This window comes from Pseudomonas baetica (assembly GCF_051216495.1).
Taxonomy (GTDB): Bacteria; Pseudomonadota; Gammaproteobacteria; order Pseudomonadales; family Pseudomonadaceae; genus Aquipseudomonas; species Aquipseudomonas baetica_B.
In genome coordinates this window covers 1-14271 of the sequence record NZ_JBPKAM010000076.1, presented here as the reverse complement: position 1 = coordinate 14271, position 14271 = coordinate 1, and the positions used below count along the sequence as shown (strand labels likewise).

15 protein-coding genes are annotated in these 14271 nt (G+C 61.9%); 3 read left to right on the top strand and 12 right to left on the bottom strand.

What is annotated here, in order from left to right; all coding sequences use genetic code 11:
* The first annotated feature begins 9 nt into the window (after window positions 1-9).
* A complete protein-coding gene (locus ACSFE6_RS22820) occupies window positions 10-927 on the top strand; it encodes a LysR family transcriptional regulator (RefSeq protein ID WP_435429697.1) in 918 nt (305 codons plus the stop codon).
* Window positions 928-994: 67 nt separating this feature from the next.
* Here the strand turns inward: ACSFE6_RS22820 and trhA are convergent, their stop codons facing one another.
* The gene (trhA, locus tag ACSFE6_RS22815) at window positions 995-1612 is read right to left on the bottom strand and encodes a PAQR family membrane homeostasis protein TrhA (RefSeq protein WP_435429696.1); all 618 of its coding nucleotides are present in this window, start codon (window positions 1610-1612) and stop codon (window positions 995-997) included.
* Window positions 1613-1731: 119 nt separating this feature from the next.
* On the opposite strand from trhA, the gene ACSFE6_RS22810 reads away from it, so the two are divergent.
* On the top strand, window positions 1732-2646 hold the full coding sequence (locus ACSFE6_RS22810; protein ID WP_175387441.1) for a LysR family transcriptional regulator: 915 nt from the start codon (window positions 1732-1734) through the stop codon (window positions 2644-2646).
* A gap of 137 nt (window positions 2647-2783) precedes the next feature.
* Here the strand turns inward: ACSFE6_RS22810 and madM are convergent, their stop codons facing one another.
* The 9 genes from madM to mdcA all read right to left on the bottom strand — a co-directional run bounded on the left by madM (window position 2784) and on the right by mdcA (window position 10045).
* Window positions 2784-3548 (bottom strand): malonate transporter subunit MadM, encoded by a 765-nt coding sequence (madM, locus tag ACSFE6_RS22805; RefSeq protein ID WP_435429695.1) that lies wholly within the window; start codon window positions 3546-3548, stop codon window positions 2784-2786.
* A 1-nt stretch (window position 3549) separates the two neighbouring features.
* On the bottom strand, window positions 3550-3966 hold the full coding sequence (gene madL, locus ACSFE6_RS22800) for a malonate transporter subunit MadL (RefSeq protein WP_011336353.1): 417 nt from the start codon (window positions 3964-3966) through the stop codon (window positions 3550-3552).
* A gap of 67 nt (window positions 3967-4033) precedes the next feature.
* Window positions 4034-4945 (bottom strand): malonate decarboxylase subunit epsilon, encoded by a 912-nt coding sequence (gene mdcH, locus ACSFE6_RS22795; RefSeq protein ID WP_435429694.1) that lies wholly within the window; start codon window positions 4943-4945, stop codon window positions 4034-4036.
* The gene (locus ACSFE6_RS22790) at window positions 4942-5562 is read right to left on the bottom strand and encodes a malonate decarboxylase holo-ACP synthase (protein WP_435429693.1); all 621 of its coding nucleotides are present in this window, start codon (window positions 5560-5562) and stop codon (window positions 4942-4944) included. Before ACSFE6_RS22790 ends, mdcH begins: the two co-directional genes overlap by 4 nt.
* The gene (gene mdcE, locus ACSFE6_RS22785; protein ID WP_435429692.1) at window positions 5556-6359 is read right to left on the bottom strand and encodes a biotin-independent malonate decarboxylase subunit gamma; all 804 of its coding nucleotides are present in this window, start codon (window positions 6357-6359) and stop codon (window positions 5556-5558) included. The genes ACSFE6_RS22790 and mdcE overlap by 7 nt, the downstream gene beginning before the upstream one ends.
* A complete protein-coding gene (locus ACSFE6_RS22780) occupies window positions 6356-7207 on the bottom strand; it encodes a biotin-independent malonate decarboxylase subunit beta (protein ID WP_435429691.1) in 852 nt (283 codons plus the stop codon). Before ACSFE6_RS22780 ends, mdcE begins: the two co-directional genes overlap by 4 nt.
* Window positions 7200-7499, bottom strand: a complete 300-nt coding sequence (locus tag ACSFE6_RS22775; RefSeq protein ID WP_077048439.1) for a malonate decarboxylase subunit delta — start codon at window positions 7497-7499, stop codon at window positions 7200-7202. The genes ACSFE6_RS22780 and ACSFE6_RS22775 overlap by 8 nt, the downstream gene beginning before the upstream one ends.
* Window positions 7499-8374 carry a triphosphoribosyl-dephospho-CoA synthase gene (locus tag ACSFE6_RS22770; RefSeq protein ID WP_435429690.1) on the bottom strand — a complete coding sequence of 292 codons (876 nt, stop codon included), beginning with the start codon at window positions 8372-8374 and terminating at the stop codon, window positions 7499-7501. Before ACSFE6_RS22770 ends, ACSFE6_RS22775 begins: the two co-directional genes overlap by 1 nt.
* Window positions 8375-10045, bottom strand: a complete 1671-nt coding sequence (gene mdcA, locus ACSFE6_RS22765) for a malonate decarboxylase subunit alpha (protein WP_435429689.1) — start codon at window positions 10043-10045, stop codon at window positions 8375-8377.
* A 468-nt stretch (window positions 10046-10513) separates the two neighbouring features.
* Between mdcA and ACSFE6_RS22760 the strand changes: the two genes are divergently transcribed.
* A complete protein-coding gene (locus ACSFE6_RS22760; protein WP_435429688.1) occupies window positions 10514-10882 on the top strand; it encodes a DUF6124 family protein in 369 nt (122 codons plus the stop codon).
* Window positions 10883-11011: 129 nt separating this feature from the next.
* On the opposite strand, the gene ACSFE6_RS22755 is transcribed toward ACSFE6_RS22760, so the two are convergent.
* Both ACSFE6_RS22755 and ACSFE6_RS22750 read right to left on the bottom strand, forming a co-directional pair.
* Complete coding sequence (locus tag ACSFE6_RS22755) at window positions 11012-11479, bottom strand: chemotaxis protein CheW (RefSeq protein ID WP_435429687.1); 468 nt, start codon at window positions 11477-11479, stop codon at window positions 11012-11014.
* A partial coding sequence (locus ACSFE6_RS22750) for an Hpt domain-containing protein (protein WP_435429686.1) occupies window positions 11472-14271 on the bottom strand: 2800 nt, incomplete at its 5' end. The genes ACSFE6_RS22755 and ACSFE6_RS22750, both read right to left, overlap by 8 nt.

Below are 14271 nucleotides of genomic sequence, written 5' to 3'. Positions count from 1 at the left end.
GGACTTGCCATGCGTCTTCGTCACATCGAGATTTTCCAGGCCATCCGCCAGACCGGTTCGATCAGCGCCGCCGCGCAATTGCTGCACGTCTCGCAACCAGCGGTGACCAAGGTGCTGCAACATGCCGAGCAACAGTTGGGGTTCCCGTTGTTCCTGCGAGTACGCGGCAAGCTGCAGGCGACCCCGGAAGCCCTGGAGCTGGAACGTGAGGTCGACAAGGTCAGCGAGAGCCTGCAAGGCGTGCGACGACTGGCCCAGAGCCTGCGCCGCGAACCGGGCCACAGCCTGCGCATCGGCGCCACCCCGGCACTGGCCCTATCTTTGTTGCCGCCAGCCATCCACGAATGGACCGCACATTACCCGGACATCGCCTGCGAACTGTCCAGCGCCCATAGCCGGGAACTGGTGCAGAACCTTTTGATGCGCGAAGTGGATGTCGCCCTGACCCTGCAACGACCGGATCATCCGGGGCTCAAGGCTCAGGCCCTGGCGTCGGGCGTGCTGGTGGCGCTGGCGCCGAAAGGTTTCTGGCTGGACGAGGACGCCGGTCAGCCGCTGCCGTTGATGGCGCTGGCCGGCGCGCCGTTGATTGGATTATCAAGCGCCGACCCCTTGGCCGCGCGACTGGACAGCTATCTGGAAGCGGTTGAACCACCACCCCGGGTGCGCATCGCCGTACAGACCTATTCGCTGGCCCGGGCGATGGTGGAATCAGGTGCCGGACTGGCGGTGATCGATCCGTTCACCGCACTCGGCGCCTCCCCTTCCGCGACGACAATCCGTCCGCTGGCGCCGCCGTTGCCCATCACCCTGTACGCGGTAACCCGCGCCGCCGAACCGCCGCCGCACACCTTGAATGACCTGTTGCAGATCTTCAGTCGCCGGGCTCAGGAACAACTGGATCACCTGATCCCGAGACCCTCTTAAATCCAATCACATAACCACACTGTGGGAGCGAGCCTGCTCGCTCCCACAAGGGCACTCACCACGTTTCTTAAAGCACATAAAACCAAATCGCCACAAAGTGCAGCAAACTCCCGGCAATCACGAACAAATGCCAGATCCCGTGGGCATGCCGCAAACGGTCGTCGAGAGCAAAAAAGACGATGCCCACCGTGTAAAACACACCACCCAACGCCAACCAGGTAAAACCGGTTCCGCCCAGTGCCGCGAGCAATGGCTTGACCGCCACCAGCACGATCCAGCCCATCACCGCGTAAATCACGATCGACAGAATCCGCGCTTCCGAGCGCGGTTTGATTTCCTGCAGGATGCCGATCAGCGCCAGCCCCCAGACAATCCCGAACAGCGTCCAGCCCCAGGGCCCGCGCAGAGTCACCAGGCAGAACGGCGTGTAACTGCCGGCGATCAGCAGGTAGATCGAGAAGTGATCGACCTTCTGCATGATCGCTTTCTTGCGCCCGCGTACGCTGTGGTACACGGTCGATGCGCTGTACAGCACCAGCAAGGTAAAGGCATAGATCGCCATGCTGACGATCTTCCACGGACTGCCGTCGAGGCTGGCGACAACGATCAGCCACACCCCGCCGACAAAGGCCGCCACCGCCCCGACCAGATGCGTCCAGGCGTTCAATCTTTCCCCGTGATACATCGCTTGCCTACTCCTCGAAATCGCAAGGCTCAAGCCGCAAGCCTAAAAGCGCAATGTTTCAGAACACAATCATCGCGTTTAACGGGCACAATCGGAGCATTCCAAAAAGAGTCCGCCCCATGCTGATCGATGAAGAGTTGACCCTGAAAAAACTCGAAGTGTTCCTGGCCTTCATGCGCACCGGTAACCTGGCCCGAGCAGCCGCCGAGTTGCAGACCAGCAACGTCAGCGTGCATCGGGCGATTCACTCCCTGGAAAGCGCCTTGCGCTGCCCGCTGTTCAAGCACGAAGGCCGCAACCTGACACCACTGGAAAGCGCTTACGTGCTGGAGGAGCGAGCGCAGAAGCTGATTCAGGACGTGCTCGAAAGCGTGCGCCTGACCCGCGAAGCTGCCGGATTCTCAGCCGAACGCTTCAAGCTGGGCTCGCTGTATTCGCTGACGGTGAAGACGGTGCCACAGTTGATCATGGGCCTGAAAATCCGTCGCAGCGAACTCAATATCGACCTGATTCTCGGCTCGAACTTTGACCTGTTGTACAAGCTCAAGAACATGGAAGTCGATGCGATCCTGGTTTCCCTGGACGACAGCATCAACGACCCGGACCTCGAGCACCTGCCGCTATTCTCCGACGACATCTTCCTGGCCACCCCGGCCGATTCGAAGTTTGCTCAACGCAGCGAAGTCGACCTGGCGGAAGTCCGCGACGAAACCTTCATTACCCTGACCCAGGGCTTCGCCACCCATCAGGACGGCAATCGAGTGTTCAACCAGGCGGGGTTCGAGCCGAAGGTGGCGATGCAGGTCAACGACATCTTCACCCTGCTGAGCATGGTCAGTTCGGGGGTGGGCTATGCGTTGCTGCCGGGAAGGATTGCGGCGGTGTACGAAAACCGCGTGAAGCTGATTCCGTTGCAGGAGAAGTATCGATTGCAGCAGCACATTGGCGTGGTGTTTCTCAAGGCCAAGGAAAGAGATCCGAACTTGCTGGCGTTGCTGGCGGAGTGTCGGATGTATGCCAATCGCCAGGCTTGAAACCGAGTCGCCTGCATCGCGGGCAAGCCCGCTCCCACAGGGATATGCGTCGCACACAAATAATGTGAACACCAACAATCCTGTGGGAGCGGGCTTGCCCGCGATGAGGCCGGTACAGTCAATAAAGATCCCGGGGCTTAACCCACAATCCCGCGAACAATGAAGTACAACAGTGATGGCCCCAGCAGGCAGCCAAGCCCGGTATGGAAAGTCGCGGTCAGCGCGCCATAAGGCACCAACCGACGATCCGTCGCTGCCAGCCCTGCCGTCACACCGCTAACCGTTCCGGCCAGACCGCCGAACACCATCGCCGAGCGCGGATTATCCAGGCCCATCCAGCGTGCAGCCACCGGCGTGCCGACCATCACCAGAATCGCCTTGATCAACCCGGTGGCAATCGACAGCGCCATCACATCCGAGGTCGCGCCAATCGCCGCGCCGGTCACCGGGCCAACGATGTAGGTCACTGCACCAGCACCGATGGTGGTCATGCTGATCGCATCGCGATAACCGAACGCCCAGGCCATGCACGCACCGACAATGAACGGCAGCACCGTACCCAGCAGCAGCGCGATCACGCCGATCAACCCGGCCTTTTTCGCCTCGGTGGCCTGCACTTCGAAGGCCGTGGCGACGATGGCAAAGTCCCGCAGCATGGCGCCGCCCATCAAGCCGATACCGGAGAACAATGTCAGATCCGCCAGGCCTTTTTGCCCACCGGTCAGGGTGCCGCCGACCCAGGCCAGGACCAGGCCGATGACGATGGCGATCGCCGAGCCATGAATTCGCCCGAAGGTCAGGCGCTTCGACAGAATCACCGATACCCACATGATCACGCCAACGAAGGCGAATGCCGTGATCAAGCCGTTATGTTCCAGACCTTTCTCGATGAGATCCCACATATCAGCGACCTCCTACAGGTGTGCCGACGGGAGAGATTTCCGTCGGTTCATCGGGCAAGGGTTCGCCTTTGTGGGTTCTGCTTATCAGGGCAATGGTGCAACCGCAGACCACCACCGAACCAATAGCCGCCAGCACCGCCACCGGACCGCCGTGCAGGGCCGTGACCACGTTCTGCTGTGCGGCCATGGCGACCACCACCGGAATGTACATGGCGCCCCAGAAGCCGACGCCCATCTCGCAATCCTTGGTCATGCCGCCGCGTTTTTGCATCCACAACCGCGCGCAGATCAGCAGGATCATCGCGATCCCGACCCCGCCGACGTTGGATTTGACGCCCAGCAACACGCCGAGCATGTCGCCCATGATCACCCCTGCCAGCGTACAAATCGCCAACAGCGCCACACCGTAAATAATCATTGTTGTTGTCCTCAAAGTGCATCGTCGAATGTTGTTTTTGTTGTTCGAAGGCCTTAAGTCGGGCGGTCTAGGGTTGGCGGCTTCCCTCCTCACGCAACAGCGCCTGCAGGGTATCGAGCCGGGCTCCGTCGAAAGCCATCACGGTTCCTTGTTCGAATACCCGGCGCGCCAATCCGGTCAGTACCGCGCCGGGCGGCAATTCGATCTGTAGACGCACGCCGCGCTCGTAGGCGCTTTGCACGGTGCCGCGCCAATCCACCACGCGACACATGTTGAACGCCAGGTCGTCGCGCAAGGCCTCGGTGTTGATGATTGGCCGCGCGCGACTGCCGCTCAGGTAGCCGATTTTCGGGGCTTGCAGCTTAACGCTGGCGAACGCCTCGGCCAGGTTTTTTGCGGGCGTGTCCAGCAGCGGACAGTGCGACGGCACACTCACGGCCAGACGCTTGGCCAGACCGGCTCCTCGGCTTCGTGCCAGATCGGCCACCGCTGCCATCGCGTCGTCGCTACCGGCGATCACCATCTGGTTATCGGCGTTGATGTTGGCCAGGTAAACCGGCGTATCGACGCTGTGAACCTGCGCCAGCAAGCTTTCCACTGTTGCCAGATCCAGACCGATGATCGCGGTCATGCCATAGCCCTGTGGATACGCCTGCTGCATCAGCTCACCGCGCAGGCTGACCAGATGCAACGCATCACTGAAACCCAGGGCGCCAGCCACCACCGCTGCCGGGAAGGCACCGATGGACAATCCGGCGACGTAATCCGAGGGCATCGCCAACTGCCGTGCAGCCGCCACACCCGCGATCAACAGGCACAGCTGCACCGCTCTGGTCGACTGCAATGCCTCGGCAGAATCCAGCCGCGAGACGTCCTCACCGAGCACATCGCTGGCCTCGTTCAAGGTTTCCCGAGACACGCACTGAAGCATGCCCGGCTGCTGCGCACCCTGACCCGGGAATACCAGCAAGCTGCTCACGCTGCCTGCTCCTGCGAATTCCACGGATCACTGACGAGGCAGGCCCCGGTAGCGTTCTTGAGCAGCACCCGATTCGAAGCACCGGCCCACTCGCGCAGCGCCACGGCACCAAACGGTGTTTGCAATTGCATGTCCACTACACATACCGCCGCATCGAGCAACTGCACCAGTGCCTGTGCCTGAACACGGGGCAACGGCTGCGGCGTACGCAGAATCAAATCGAGATCACTGCCCTCGTGCAGGGCCGCAAAGCCACTGGCCAATTCAAACCCGGCGCTACCGCTGACGCCCCATGCCCAACCGCAATCGTCGAGCATCGGCCGCAGTTGCTTGAGCGCCCGAACGGCCGGAAAATCCCGGTCGATGTCCACATGGCAGAGTTGCTCAGGCTGCACCCGACGCGTCACCGAATCGATCGCCATCGATGCCGCAAAACGTTGCTCGCGCAAGCGCCCGCGCACGCCGACCGCCACCTGCCCCGCCGCCGATACCGCGCGACGCACCACCACCGGTTGCCCGGCGCAGATCGATTCGACCACCCACGCAGGCGCATCCGCTGGTAACTGCTCCAGGGGCATGCCCCAGAGCAGGTCGTGGGCCATCAACGCGCTCACCACTGCTCTCTCAACAATTGGCGAATATGGTTCGATGCCGCACGGTTGCTTGCGCCCAAGCGACTGCTCAGGTCGCAGCCTTTCTCGGCGACATCGCCAATCGCCTGAATCAGGCACTCCGTCACACGCCCCAGATCGGCGACGGTTGGCTGCTCGATCCGGTCCACCGACAAGGTTTCCCAGAGCAGGCCGAGGCTGGCATAGCTGTCGATGTCATAAGCCATCGGCGGCACGCTGGCGGCCAGGGTTTCCAGTTCCTCGACACTGCGCAGGGTTACCCGCGCCGCCGACGCCTTGCCCATGGCATGCACCATCACCCCCGGATCGCGCAGGGCAATCAAGCGGTTGGCCTGATAGCCATGAGCGAGAAATGCCCCGGACATGGCCTTGCCAACGAGCAAGCCGATCACCGCATGCCCGGCCAATCGGGCGCGGGCATAGCTGTCCGCCGCAGCGGCCAGGGCCTGATGAATGCCGAGTGCCTCTTCGCGACGACCATAGGCCTGGCTGGGCACATCAACGATGGCGATCAAGGCACGCTTGTGCGCCTTGTCGGCGTCGGCCGCAATGACTTCATCCACCGCCTTGGCCAGGCCCCAACCTTCGAGCAGACCGACCTCGCCATTGCGGGCACGGACGAAACGGTTGTCGGGATCGGCTACCACGGCGAGGAATCGTACGGGTTGCTCACCCAAAAAGCCGTCGGCTACTTTCAACGAAGCCGGCAAACCGCCCACCGGATTGGCATCGGCAGCCAATGCGTTGAACCAGTGCAGGCCCCGGAGGGAATACGAACTCATGAGCGCGCTCCTTGATACAGGTCGCGAACCGTGGCCGGTTCGATTTGCGGTTCGGCATCCAGCTGCGCCAGCCGTTGCAGGTACAAGTCGGCCTGAACGCTGCGTTGCTGCGCCGGCAAACCTTGCTTGAGCAATTCGCCGACCTGCTGGCGGATCAGCGCCGCGTCATCTTCGACGTAGCGATCCACCAGCCCTGTAGCGAAGCGTTGCTCACCACCGGTCAGGCTCCAGATGAAGGGACGGTCGCGGGAGTCGTATTCCTCAAGCCCGGCTTCTTGTTCGATCACCTGTGGGCCGTTCAGGCCGAGGCGCGCTTCCTGGGTTACGACCAGATAGCTGCACAACCCGGCGGCAATCGACATGCCGCCGAAGCAACCGACACTGCCCGCCACCACGCCAATCACCGGTTGGTACTGACGCAGATCGACAATCGCCGCATGGATGTCGGCAATCGCCGCCAGACCAAGGTTGGCCTCCTGCAAGCGCACGCCACCGGTTTCCAGCAGCAACACGGCGCGAGTCTGGATGCCTTTGCGGTTATCTTCGGCGGTCAGTTCCAGCGCCCCGGCAATCTTCGCCCCGCCGACTTCACCGAGACTGCCGCCCTGGAACGCACCTTCAATCGCGGCGATCACCACGGGCAAGCCGTCGAGGCTGCCCTTGGCGATCACCACGCCGTCATCGGCTTGCGGCACCACGCCCTGACGGGCCAGCCACGGCGACATGACGCGCTGGAAGGGGTCGATCAGTTCGCGAAAGGTGCCGGCATCGAGCAAGGCTTTCGCCCGTTGGCGGGCACCGAGTTCAACGAAGCTGTGTTTGTTTAGAAGCGCGGCGCTGTCAGTCATGGCCGATCTCCTCGAAGCCTTGTTCCAGACGCAGGCGCACCACGCCGGGGGTGGCGCCGAAATCGTGGATATCGATGTCCATCGCCGAGGGGGTCTGACCGTCGAACATCCGCGCGAACAGATGCTGCCAACGTTGTTCACTGCCGTTGACCGAGGTCTGCACCGTGATCGTCAGCTTGCCGGGCTGACCCGGCTGAATCAGCACTTCCAGATCGCCCGAGCCGACACAGCCCACCAGCGTGCGTCCCCGTGGCGGCTGCCCGGCGGGGAATTCAAAGGATAAGGTTTCCATCAAAAAACTCCCTGAATGAGGCTTTCGCCCGACTCGATGCGGTCGATGAACAGGCAGGCGGCGAGCAGATCGGCAGCACCACCGGGCGAGGCATTCAATGCGATCAGTTGTTGGTCCAGCTCATGCAAGCGACGGCGCCCCGTGAGGCTCGCACTGCCGCCCGCTTCGAGGACCGCTTGGGCGCCGCGTTGCATGGTGTGCAAACCCTGTTCCCCGGCGCGATACAACACGCAGGTGTCGGCCAGTTCAGTCATGATCGCCAGCAGCGCATCAAGCCGGGCGTTCTGCTCGCCATGGCCGGCGGCGCGGCTGCACTTGAGCTGTGGCAGAGCACGTTGGGTGACAGCCGGGAAACCGAGTTGCGCTTCTTCACGGGCTCCGCGTGCGCCATAACGTTGGGCGACTTGCGCCCCGTGGCTGAGCGGGCGCGGCGCATGACGGTCATCGAGCAAAGCCAGTCGTGCGGCACGCAAAGCGACAGAACTGGCGGTGCCGGATTCGGGCTCAAGGGCCACGGCAGCCACCAACAGGCCCAAGGCCCAGATCGCCCCACGGTGAGTGTTCACGCCGTGGGTGGTGGCGAGCATCGCCTGTTCGCCCTCACGACCAATCAGGCCAATGGCTTCGCGCAGCGGCAAGCCGATCTCGCCAATCTCAATCGCGGCTTCAGCCATTTCCTTGAACGCCGGCCACAGGGCCAGTGCCGAGGCGTGCATCAGTCCCAGATGCAAATCGGTGTGGGCACCACTGCCACGACGGTCGACCAGCGCCGGCTTCGGCGACAGATCCGCTTCGTCGATCAGCGCGTCCACCGCCAGATCCGCCAGCCGTTCGGCCAGGCTGATGGTTTTCGGTTGCAGGTTGAAGGCGTGCATTTACCAGCTCCTGAATTTGGCGGGCGGGTTGTAGAGACCACCGGACCACTGCACCAGATCGGCCACGCTTTTCGCGGCAAGCAGTTCGCGGGTGGCATCGGTGCGGCGGATGCCCAGGTCTTCGGGCAAAGCAATCAGGCCTTCGCGGCGCATGCGCGCGGTGTCTTTCGGGTTATGCCGCAGGCCGATGGCGGTCACCCCGGCCACGGCGGCGATCATCGCCTGGCGTTCTTCCAGCGAACGGGCCTTGTACAGGTAGGCGATGCCCTCTTCAGTCAGCAGGTGGGTGACGTCGTCGCCGTAGACCATGATCGGCGCCAGCGGCATGCCGCTTTTCTTCGCCACGTCGATCGCATCGAGGGTCTCGACGAAGGTTGGTTTTCCGCCTTCCTGGAAGGTCTCGACCATTTGCACCACGAGTTTCTTGCCGCGTTCGAGCATCGGTTCGGCGACGTCGGTGTGGCGCATATCAAGCCAGGCCGGCGTGCCATGGCGTCGTCCGCGTGGGTCATGGCCCATGTTCGGCGCCCCGCCGAAACCCGCCAATCGCCCCCGAGTCACGGTGGAAGAATGGCCATCGCCGTCAACTTGCAGCGTGGCGCCAATGAACAGGTCCACCGCGTATTGCCCGGCGAGCTGGCTGAACATCCGGTTGGAACGCAAGGAGCCATCGCGCCCGGTGAAGAACACATCGGGCCGGGCGGCGATGTAGTTTTCCATCCCCAGTTCGGTGCCGAAGCAATGCACGCTTTCGACCCAGCCGCTTTCAATCGCCGGGATCAGGGTTGGGTGGGGATTGAGGGTCCAGTTGCGGCAGATCTTGCCTTTGAGGCCCAGGGACTCGCCATAGGTGGGCAGGATCAGTTCGATGGCGGCGGTGTTGAAACCGATGCCGTGGTTCAGGGACTGAACGTTGTGTTTTTCGTAGATCCCGCGAATCGCCATCATCGCCATCAACACGTGCACCGGCTTGATGTGCCGAGGGTCGCGGGTGAACAGCGGTTCGATGTAGAACGGCTTGTCGGCCACCACCACGAAATCGACCCAGGACGCAGGAATGTCGACGCGAGGCAGGTCGCTGACGTCGTCCACCAACTGGTTGACCTGGACGATGACGATGCCGTCACTGAAGGCCGCCGGTTCGATCAGCGCCGGGGTGTCTTCGGTGCTCGGCCCGGTGTAGATGTTGCCGGCGTGGTCGGCCATGAAACCGGCCGAGAGCACGACGTTGGGAATCAGGTCCACCACCAACCGCGCGTAAAGCTCGATGTAGGTGTGGATCGCGCCGACTTCCAGCAGCCCGTCTTCAAGCAACTGGCTGATGCGCAGGCTTTGGGTGCCGGCGAAGGAGAAATCGAGCTTGCGGGCGATGCCGCGCTCGAACAGGTCCAGGTGCTCGGCGCGACCGACGCTGGGCATGATCATGTGCAAGTCATGGAGCTTGGCCGGGTCGGCCTTGACCAGGGAGCGGGAAAGAAAATCCGCCTGCTTCTGGTTGTTGCCTTCGAGCACCACACGGTCGCCGGGCAGGATCAACGCCTCTAACGCCGCCACGATGTTCTCGGTGGGCAACACCACACCATCGGCAAGGCCCTTGACCAACTCGAGACGCCGCTGCTTCTCGCTGCGCCGCCGCGTCCATCGCGAGTCGGGGGATATTGTTGTTGTCATGACCACTCCACGGGTTCGCTGTCGTGGGGGTCACAGTAGGAGGGTTGGGTGGGGCTATCAATCAAGCTGGAGGGTGGATTGTTACGCTCAGGTTAATGGTTGTTCGTACCGACGCCTTCGCGAGCAGGCTCGCTCCCACATTTGAAATGCATTCCCCTGCTCGCGAAGGGACCGGAACAATCACCGCCGCTTTCACTGCCGGAGCGCATTGATTGAAAAGTCCAAAAAGAGGACCGATCGGCCCCACTTTGGGAATCTTCAGCTGTGGTTTTTTGTTTAAACGCTTGTCGACCGGAAGGGTCAGCGGCTACGTCATCCTGCGTCGCGACCTACAACAACGCCGGACCCCACTGACTGGTGCGCTTTTGCGCTGATCTTTATTGTTTGGGTGTCGCTGCAAATTAAGCGACAGGGTTTGGAACCCTGAAGTAAACGGGACTGCTAAAACTCATTCATTGGAGCTTCACAATGTTCAAAGCTAATCCCACACCCTCGGAAACCGATCCCGACTCCCAAGCATCCCTCGAAGCCGAAAAGTTCAAGGAAGCCGCCGACCGCGCATTCTCCCATTACTTCCCGCCGTCTCATGAAAAACCTGCCAAGCGCCGACAATTCCAGCTCTTCAGCGTCTCTCCCGATATCGGCACCGAAGCCCTGTTGGCCAATGCCTCCGAAGACCTGTTGTCGATCAGTGCCATTGCGGCGGATCTGGCGGATGATGTGGAAGGTTCGCGCCGCTCTGTCGCCTTGGCGCTCAGCAGGATGGCCGATGGGGTGCATTTGTTGATCGAGCGGGCGCTGGACCAGCATGAGGCGTTGGCTGAGGCCGAGGTTTAGCCGCCAGTTCTTTGGTGAATTGAAGGCAGCCATCGCTGGCAAGCCAGCTCCCAAAGGTTTTGTTGTTTGCCTTGGATAGTGGGTATTGCACGGACATTGTGGGAGCTGGCTTGCCAGCGATGGGGCCCGTCAGACTAGCGCTGCACTCACCAACAACTCCTCCAGCGCCATCAAATCCGGAACTTTGGCCACTTGATCCGCCACCTGCACCGCCGCCTTTTCCAGCGGACACAATGGCACATCCACATAGCTCAACTGACTGTCGAGCTTGTACGAACGTGGAATGCCCTGGACCAGCATCGCAATGAATTTCAGGTCAGGCCGACCACCCAAGGCATTGAGAATGACGATGCGCGCACGCTCGCCGATGACGATTTTATTGCCGCACGCCGACTCGAAACTGAGCAGGGGAATCTGCCGGTTGCGCCAGATGACCCGCCCGAGGTACCACGGCGGTGTATCGAGATCGAACGCAGCCGGTTGGTAGTCGATCAGCTCGGCCACAGCGACGTTGGGCAGGATCAGGTTTCGGTCGGCCAGGGGCAGCAGCAGACCGGTGAGGTTGATGCTGCGCTGGTTGATGATCCGCTCAAGCATGGGTTTTGCTCCACAGGGCAATGCTTTCGAGCAGTACCGATTCCTGGTACGGCTTGCCGAGGTAGTCGTTGACGCCGATGGCCATGGCCCGGTCGCGGTGTTTCTGGCCGGTGCGAGAGGTGATCATGATGATCGGCAGGTGCTGCAAGCGCTCGTCGTTGCGCACTTGGGTTGCCACTTCGAAGCCATCCATGCGCGGCATTTCGATGTCCAGCAGCATGATATCGGGCATGTGCTCTTCGAGCAGCAGCATGGCGTCGACACCGTCCTTGGCTGTCAGCACGTTCATGCCATGACGTTCGAGCAAACGGCTGGTGACCTTGCGCACCGTGACCGAGTCGTCGACTACCATCACCAGCAACGGTTTTTTCGGTTCGAATTCGCTGTCGTGACTCTGCGTATGCCGCGGCACATGGGCTTGCAGGGCACGAATCGACGCCAGTAAATCGAGAATCAGCACCACCCGGCCATCCCCCAGAATCGTCGCACCGGAAACACCCTGCACCGCCGCGAACTGCGGGCCGAGGCTCTTGACCACGATTTCGCGGGTACCGGCCATGGTGTCCACTTGCACCGCGATGTGCCGCTCGTTGCATTGCACCAGCAGCACCGGTAACGGCAGCGTCTGGCCCAGCAGTTTTGGCCGGTGACTGGTTTTCAGCAGCTCGCCCAGATAGCACAGCTCATAGCGCTGTCCGGCGTATTCATAGATCGGCGGATCGAGACGGAAATGCCCCTCAAGTTCGTTGGGCAACACGCGGACAATACCGTCAATGGTGTTCAGCGGAATCGCGTACTGATCTTCGCCGCATTGCACCATCAACGCGCGGTTGACCGACACGGTGAACGGCAGGCGGATACGGAAATGCACGCCCTGCCCCCGCACTGAGTCGATGCTCATGGTGCCGCCCAGTTGCCGCACTTCTTCGTGCACCACGTCCATACCAACGCCGCGCCCCGAGATCTGGGTGATTTTCTCGGCGGTGGAAAACCCCGGTTGCAGGATGAACTGCAACACGTCGCGGTCGCTGATTTCACTGTCCGGATCGAGCAAGCCACGCTTGATTGCCTTGCGCCGCACGGCATCCAGCGGTACACCGGCACCGTCGTCGCGGATGTCGAAAATGATGTCGCCACCTTCGCGCAACAGATCAAGGGTGATCCGTCCTTGCGCCGGTTTACCTGCTGCCACCCGCACCTCGGCGGATTCAAGGCCATGGTCCACGGCATTGCGCAGCATGTGTTCCAACGGCGCCGCCATGCGTTCAAGCACGTTGCGATCCATTTCGCCTTCAGCGTTGCCGACGATGAACTCCACGTCTTTGCCCAATTCCTCGGACACCTGGCGAACGATTCGCTTGAGGCGCGGCAGCATCCGCTCGAACGGCACCATGCGCGTGCGCATCAGGCCTTCCTGCAATTCGGTGTTGATGCGGCCCTGCTGCTGCAACAGGTTTTCCGCGTCCTGGTTGCGCCGATCGAGGGTTTCCTTGAGATCGAGCAGGTCGGAAGCGGACTCGAACAAGGCCCGGGACAATTGCTGCAACTGCGAATGGCGGTCCATTTCCAGCGGATCGAATTCTTCATAGCCCAGGCGTTCGGCATCGACGTGCTGACGGCTAAGGATCCGGCCCTGGGTTTCGGTGTCGAGGCGGCGCAATTGATCGCGCATCCGCTCGATGGTGGTTTCCATCTCGTTCAGGGCAATTTGGGCATCGCTGACCTGTTGTTCGATCCGCCCACGGAAGATCGATGTTTCGCCCGCCAGGTTGACCAGGTCGTCGAGCAGTTCCGCCGAGACCTTGACCATGTCCGCACCGAGGTCCGGTTGCAGCGACGGTGTTTCGGTTTTGACCACGACTGGCAGGGCCACCGGTGCCGGCGCTTCAGGGACCGTCGGATGGCTGAAATTCCTGATCGCATCCAGCAACCGGTCGGCCGGTGGCAGCGGCTCCCCGGCGCGGGCCGCGTCGAGCATCTGCGCCAGCCGGTCATGGCTGCGTTGCAGCAATTCGAACAGCGCACCGGTGGGTTTCAGGACACCGGCGGACAACCCTTCGTAGAGAAATTCCAGTTCATGGGCCAGGTCGCCGATCGGCGTGATTTCCACCATGCGCGCACCGCCCTTGAGGGTGTGCAGGTCGCGCAACAGGGTTTCCACTTCCTGGCGGTTTGAAGGCTCGGCCTGCCATCGCACCAGCGCGGCACCGGAGCTTTCGATGATGTCGAAGCCTTCTTCGAGGAAGATATCCAGCAATTCGCTGTCATGATGGGGCGAGTCGTTGCCGGTCGCCGGCTCGATCACTTCGGTGTGGCTCGCGTGGCCCTGGCGAAACGCGCGAACCGCTTCGATCAGCTCACTGGGATCGCCCAACGGTTGGTGGGCCTGCAACTGCTCAAGCAACTGCGCTAAACGGTCATGGCTGTGCCGGAGCAATTGCGCCAGCACTTCGCTGTGGCTGTAACGGCGGTCCACCAAGCCTTCGTACAGGCTTTCCAGCTCATGGGCCAGGTCGCCGACCGGCTCGACCTCGGCCATCCGCGCACCGCCTTTGAGAGTGTGCAAGTCGCGCTGCAAGGACGACAACGGTGCGGCGTTTTGCGGCTCGCTCAACCAGCGTTGCAGGGCCTGGTTGGCACTGTCGAGGATATCTACCGCTTCTTCGAGGAAGATCGAAACGATTTCATCATCGAGTTCGCGATCCCTTGTAGGAGGGGGGGGGGGGGGGGGGGGGGGGGGGGGGGGGGGGGGGGGGGGAGGGGGGGGGGGATAGCAAGACGAGAGCCGAGGG

Coding starts and splice junctions, on each gene's coding strand:
- ACSFE6_RS22755 (WP_435429687.1), bottom strand. CDS start 11,479: ATGCTTGAGCGGATCATCAACCAGCGCAGCATCAACCTCACCGGTCTG.
- mdcA (WP_435429689.1), bottom strand. CDS start 10,045: ATGACAACAACAATATCCCCCGACTCGCGATGGACGCGGCGGCGCAGC.
- ACSFE6_RS22770 (WP_435429690.1), bottom strand. CDS start 8,374: ATGCACGCCTTCAACCTGCAACCGAAAACCATCAGCCTGGCCGAACGG.
- mdcE (WP_435429692.1), bottom strand. CDS start 6,359: ATGAGTTCGTATTCCCTCCGGGGCCTGCACTGGTTCAACGCATTGGCT.
- madL (WP_011336353.1), bottom strand. CDS start 3,966: ATGATTATTTACGGTGTGGCGCTGTTGGCGATTTGTACGCTGGCAGGG.
- ACSFE6_RS22810 (WP_175387441.1), top strand. CDS start 1,732: ATGCTGATCGATGAAGAGTTGACCCTGAAAAAACTCGAAGTGTTCCTG.
- trhA (WP_435429696.1), bottom strand. CDS start 1,612: ATGTATCACGGGGAAAGATTGAACGCCTGGACGCATCTGGTCGGGGCG.
- ACSFE6_RS22820 (WP_435429697.1), top strand. CDS start 10: ATGCGTCTTCGTCACATCGAGATTTTCCAGGCCATCCGCCAGACCGGT.
- ACSFE6_RS22760 (WP_435429688.1), top strand. CDS start 10,514: ATGTTCAAAGCTAATCCCACACCCTCGGAAACCGATCCCGACTCCCAA.
- ACSFE6_RS22775 (WP_077048439.1), bottom strand. CDS start 7,499: ATGGAAACCTTATCCTTTGAATTCCCCGCCGGGCAGCCGCCACGGGGA.
- ACSFE6_RS22780 (WP_435429691.1), bottom strand. CDS start 7,207: ATGACTGACAGCGCCGCGCTTCTAAACAAACACAGCTTCGTTGAACTC.
- madM (WP_435429695.1), bottom strand. CDS start 3,548: ATGTGGGATCTCATCGAGAAAGGTCTGGAACATAACGGCTTGATCACG.